General features: G+C 67.2%; 3 protein-coding genes and 1 pseudogene. 3 read left to right on the top strand and 1 reads right to left on the bottom strand.

The annotated features are described in order from the left end of the window. A pseudogene (locus tag DD1DGNOD_RS30055) lies at nt 1–529 on the bottom strand (transcriptional regulator); the annotation flags it as partial. Between the two features lie 263 nt (nt 530–792). Here DD1DGNOD_RS30055 and DD1DGNOD_RS22005 point away from each other — a divergent pair. The 3 genes from DD1DGNOD_RS22005 to DD1DGNOD_RS30050 all read left to right on the top strand — a co-directional run. Continuing rightward, nucleotides 793–1,578, top strand: coding sequence for an electron transfer flavoprotein subunit beta/FixA family protein (locus DD1DGNOD_RS22005; RefSeq protein ID WP_131768393.1), 786 nt, complete (start codon nt 793–795; stop codon nt 1,576–1,578). Between the two features lie 13 nt (nt 1,579–1,591). After that, nucleotides 1,592–2,551: an electron transfer flavoprotein subunit alpha/FixB family protein gene (locus DD1DGNOD_RS22000; RefSeq protein WP_131768392.1), complete on the top strand. Its 960-nt coding sequence runs from the start codon at nt 1,592–1,594 to the stop codon at nt 2,549–2,551. A 292-nt stretch (nt 2,552–2,843) separates the two neighbouring features. Then, nucleotides 2,844–4,872, top strand: a 2,029-nt coding sequence (locus DD1DGNOD_RS30050) for a methylmalonyl-CoA mutase family protein (RefSeq protein ID WP_430827851.1), incomplete at its 3' end; no start/stop codon positions are given.

The raw sequence follows: 4,872 nt of genomic DNA, 5'->3' as shown, positions 1-4,872 counted from the left end.
GTGCCGAAGCCAGGGCGTCGTCATCTTTGATCGTGTTGACGACGCCGGTGAGGCTGGCCAGCACCGAGTCGGCGAAGGCACTGGCTATGAAGGCACTTCCGTCCTGCAAGAGGTCTCGCCTGCGCATGTCTCGTCCTGAGAGTCCGGCGATGGTTCCAAGGGTGCCAGCGGGTTTCTCGGCCACGATGAGCCCGAAGTCGTCGCCGTGGAAGGTCTCACCCCGCCAGCCGAGGTCGGTCGGGGTGATGCGGTAGCCCACCAGCGTCGACATCTCGGCGGCGGCGAGCTCGGCCACCATGGGGTCACGGGGGCGCATGCCACGACGCCAGTGGCCCACCGTGGTGCGCGCCAGTCCGAGCTCGATCCGGCGGTGACGCCGCGCGCGCTCGTTGACCTGCCGGGCGAAGCGGGTGTCGGAGACGGACGTTTCGGCAAGCAGCCGCGCGAACAGTGTCGGATAAGATCCGTCTTTGTCCGATATAGGATCTTTATCCTGAACAAAGCCGATCAATTCCTGTTTTCTGTTCATTGTGTCCTCATGGTTCGCGTGATGACCTTTCGTGGTGAGATGGCGTTTTTTTGTGCTGCGGGACAGAAAGTAGTGAGGCTGTCACAACGACGGAAGGGGCCGTGCAGAAGTTGGCTCGAATGCACGCGTACGCGCCCTTGGGCGGCAACGTGGACGGAGTGCGGCCTGGGTCACGTCAACGATCATTGAGCGTGACAAGGTTGACGGTGCGACCATGTCAAGAGCAAGAAGACCGATGAACGTGGCTACGGAGGCCTCGAGGCGTGAACATCGTTGTTACTGTCAAGCAGGTTCCGGATACCTGGGCGGAGAAGAAGCTTGATCCCGTCACCAGGACGACGGATCGTAAGAGTGTCGACAACGTCATAAACGAGATGGACGAGTACGGGGTCGAGGAGGCTCTGAAGATCAAAGAGGCCCACGGTGGCGAGGTGACGGTAGTCACCATGGGTCCGGAGAAGGCCGTCGAGACTATACGCAAGGCGCTGTCGATGGGTGCGGACAAGGCCGTGCACATCACAGACGAGCAACTGGTGGGTTCCGACGCCCTGCAGACGTCCGCCGCGCTTGCGAAGGTCATTTCGACGCTTTCGCCCGACATCGTCATCACCGCTGCGGAGGCGTCCGACGCCCGCGGTGGTGTGCTGGGTGCTCTACTTGCCGAGCGGCTCGGATTCCCGCAGCTCACCCAGGCCCGTAAGGTGACCGTCGACCCGGGTGCGGGTACGGTGCGCATCGAACGTCAGGCTGACAACGGCTACGCCCTGGTAGAAGCGTCCACGCCCGTGGTCGTCGGTGTCGTCGAAAAAATCAACCAGCCGCGTTACCCGTCGTTCAAGGGAATCATGGCGGCCAAGAAGAAGCCGCTGACCACCCTGTCCGTCGCCGACGCCGGTCTGGATGCCAGCACGGTCGGGCTCGCCAACGCCGCCTCGACGGTGGTAGACGCCCAGCCCGCACCGCCCCGCCAGAGCGGAACGATCGTCAAGGACGAGGGTGACGGTGGTACGAAGGCCGCCGAGTTCCTCGTCGCGCAGAAGCTGATCTGAGGGGTCCTGTCCGATGGCTGAGGTTCTGGTACTCGTCGAGCATGCAGACGGCGAGCCGAAAAAGGTTACCGCCGAGCTGCTGACGCTCGCTCGATCGTTGGGTGAGGCATCCGCGGTCTTCCTCGGCGCACCCGGCACGTACGCAAAGGCCAAGGAGTTCCTAGCCCAGTATGGGGCGTCGAAGGTGTATGTCGTCGAGTCCGACGACGTCGTCGACTACGCGGTGGCTCCGGTGGCCGAGGTCCTGGCCAAGCTGGTAACCGACGTCTCGCCCGCGGCGGTCCTCACGGCCGCCACCGCGGAGGCGAGGGAGGCCGCCGCGCGTACGGCTGCGAAGACCGAGTCGGGTCTGATCTGGGACGCCGTCGCCCTCACCCCGGACCTGTCTGCGACCCAGGGCATCTTCGGCGGTTCCACGATCGTCACCTCGAAGGTCACCAAGGGGACGCCGATCTTCGTGGTACGGCCGAACACCACCGCTCCCGAGACCGCGCCGAGCACGCCGGTGGAGGAGAACGTCGATATCACGATCTCGGACTCCGCCAGGTCGGCGAAGATTCTCGACCGGGTGGTCGAGGCCAAGTCGGGCCGTCCCGACCTCACCGAGGCGCAGATCGTGGTCTCCGGCGGCCGCGGTCTCGGTGCCGCCGAGCACTTCGCGCTCGTCGAGAAACTGGCCGACACCCTTGGCGCCGCGGTGGGTGCGTCCCGGGCGGCGACCGATGCCGGCTGGTACCCCCACCAGCAGCAGGTCGGCCAGACCGGCAAGACCGTGTCGCCGCAGCTCTACGTCGCGGTCGGCATCTCCGGTGCGATCCAGCACCGGGCTGGGATGCAGACGTCCAAGACGATCGTCGCGATCAACAAGGATCCGGAAGCCCCGATCTTCGAGTTCGCCGACTACGGCGTCGTGGGTGACCTGTTCAACGTCGTACCGCAGCTCACCGAGGCGATCGAGAAGCGCAAGGGGTAGTTGCTTCGCATCCCCGGTATCCGCGGACGTCCTTCCGCGGATCTTCGACGGCCGGATGTTCCCCGGGTGGGAACATCCGGCCGTTGTCGTTTCCGGATGCTCCGCAGATGTCCCGCGGATGTTCCGCGGGTGGAACACCCTCCCCTGCCGTTGCGGGCACGATCAGGGGTCTCTGACAGCTGACGATCATCGCAGGCTCTGGACGTCTGGCCTATTGTGTGGTCATCCTAATATCTGCCATCCAATTATTGGGTGGACAGAGTGTGTACGCCGTTGGTCCGGAGGTCCGAGGATGGGCGCAGCCAATCAGTCACCCCTGCATGTCCCGCAACACCCGGTGCGGATCGTCACCGCGGCCTCCCTGTTCGACGGCCACGACGCGGCGATCAACATTATGCGCAGGATCCTGCAGTCCCAGGGCGTCGAAGTGATCCACCTCGGCCACGACCGCAGTGTGGACGAGCTGGTCACGGCCGCGATCCAGGAGGATGCCCAGGCGGTGGCGCTGTCGTCCTACCAGGGCGGGCACGTCGAGTACTTCAGCTACCTGGTCCAGCGGCTGCGCGAGCGCGGTGCCGGCCATATACGGGTGTACGGCGGGGGAGGGGGCGTCATCGTCCCCGAGGAGATCGCCCTGCTGCACTCCCGCGGCGTCGCCCGGATCTTCTCGCCGCAGGACGGGCAGCGGCTCGGGCTGCCAGGAATGATCAACCTGATCGTCGCCGAGTGCGACACTGACCTGACCACCGAACTGCCTTCGGTGCCGGCGATCCTGGCCGGTGACCAGGGCGCGCTCGCGCGGGCGATCACCGTGCTGCAAGGCGGCGGTTCGCCCGAGCTCGCGCGCCAGCTGCGGGCATCGGCCCGCCCCGGCATCCCGGTGCTGGGCATCACGGGCACGGGTGGATCCGGCAAGTCCTCGCTGACCGACGAGATCCTGCGCCGCCTGCGTGTCGACCAGCAGGACAAGCTGCGCGCCGCCGTGATCGCGGTGGACCCGACCCGCCGCCGGGGCGGCGGGGCGCTGCTCGGTGACCGCATCCGGATGAACGTGCTCGGGGACGCCGACGGCCCGTCCACGATCTTCTTCCGCTCCCTGGCGACCCGGGGTGCCGGAGGTGAGCTGCCCGAGCGTATCGCCGACGTGATCGCGGCCTGCCGGGCCGCCGGCTACGACCTGGTCGTGGTCGAGACGCCGGGGATCGGCCAGGGCGACACCGGGATCGTCGACCTCGTCGACGTTTCGCTGTACGTGATGACACCCGAGTACGGTGCGGCGTCCCAGCTTGAGAAGATCGACATGTTGGACTTCGCCGACGTGGTGGCGATCAACAAGTTCGAGCGCTCCGGGGCGGAGGACGCTCGCCGCGACGTCGGCCGTCAGCTGGTGCGCAACCGTGAGGCGTTCGGTGCCTCCTGGGCGGACATGCCGGTGTTCGGGACGAGCGCGGCCCGGTTCAACGATGACGGGGTCACCGCGCTCTACCAGCATCTGATCGCTCTGCTCGCGGCCAAGGGCCTGCCGCTTGCCGCCGGTGTGCTGCCGCAGGTGTCGGTCAAGGCGTCCTCGGGCCTGGCAACGGTGCTTCCACCGGCCCGGGTCCGCTATCTGGCGGAGATCGCCGAGACCGTCCGCTCCTACCACCAGCGCAGCGCTGAGCAGGTCCAGGCGGCACGCCGGCGCCAGCACCTGACAACGGCGCACCAGGAGCTCGCCGCCGCCGGAGGCGACCACGCGGGGCTGGACGCCCTCCTCGAGGGTGCCGAGAAGGCACTGGACCCCGACGTGCGCGAGCTGCTGGACGCCTGGCCGGCGACGGTGGCGGAGTACGCCGGCGAGGAGCTGGTCTACACGGTGCGCGGCAAAGAGATCCGCACGCCGTTGCGCCGCGTGACGCTGTCGGGCACGTCGATACCGCGGGTGGCAGTGCCCCGAACCGGTGACCACGGCGATCTCGTGCGCTTCGTGCGCGCGGAGAACCTGCCCGGCCGGTTCCCGTTCACCGCCGGGGTGTTCCCGTTCAAGCGGGCCGGCGAGGCACCGGCCCGGATGTTCGCCGGTGAGGGCGACCCGTTCCGCACCAACCGGCGGTTCCACTACCTGTCCCGGGGGTCGCAGGCCACCCGGCTGTCCACGGCGTTCGACTCGGTCACCCTCTACGGCCGGGACCCGGCGCCCCGTCCCGACATCTACGGCAAGATCGGCACGTCCGGAGTCTCGATCGCGACCCTGGACGACATGAAGGAGCTCTACGCCGGCTTCGACCTGTGCTCGCCGACGACAAGCGTCTCCATGACGATCAACGGGCCGGCCCCGGCGA

Source organism: Candidatus Protofrankia californiensis (assembly GCF_900634765.1).
Lineage (GTDB): Bacteria > Actinomycetota > Actinomycetes > Frankiales > Frankiaceae > Protofrankia > Protofrankia californiensis.
This window is presented reverse-complemented; position numbering and strand designations above follow the sequence as displayed.

Coding starts and splice junctions, on each gene's coding strand:
- DD1DGNOD_RS22000 (WP_131768392.1), top strand. CDS start 1,592: ATGGCTGAGGTTCTGGTACTCGTCGAGCATGCAGACGGCGAGCCGAAA.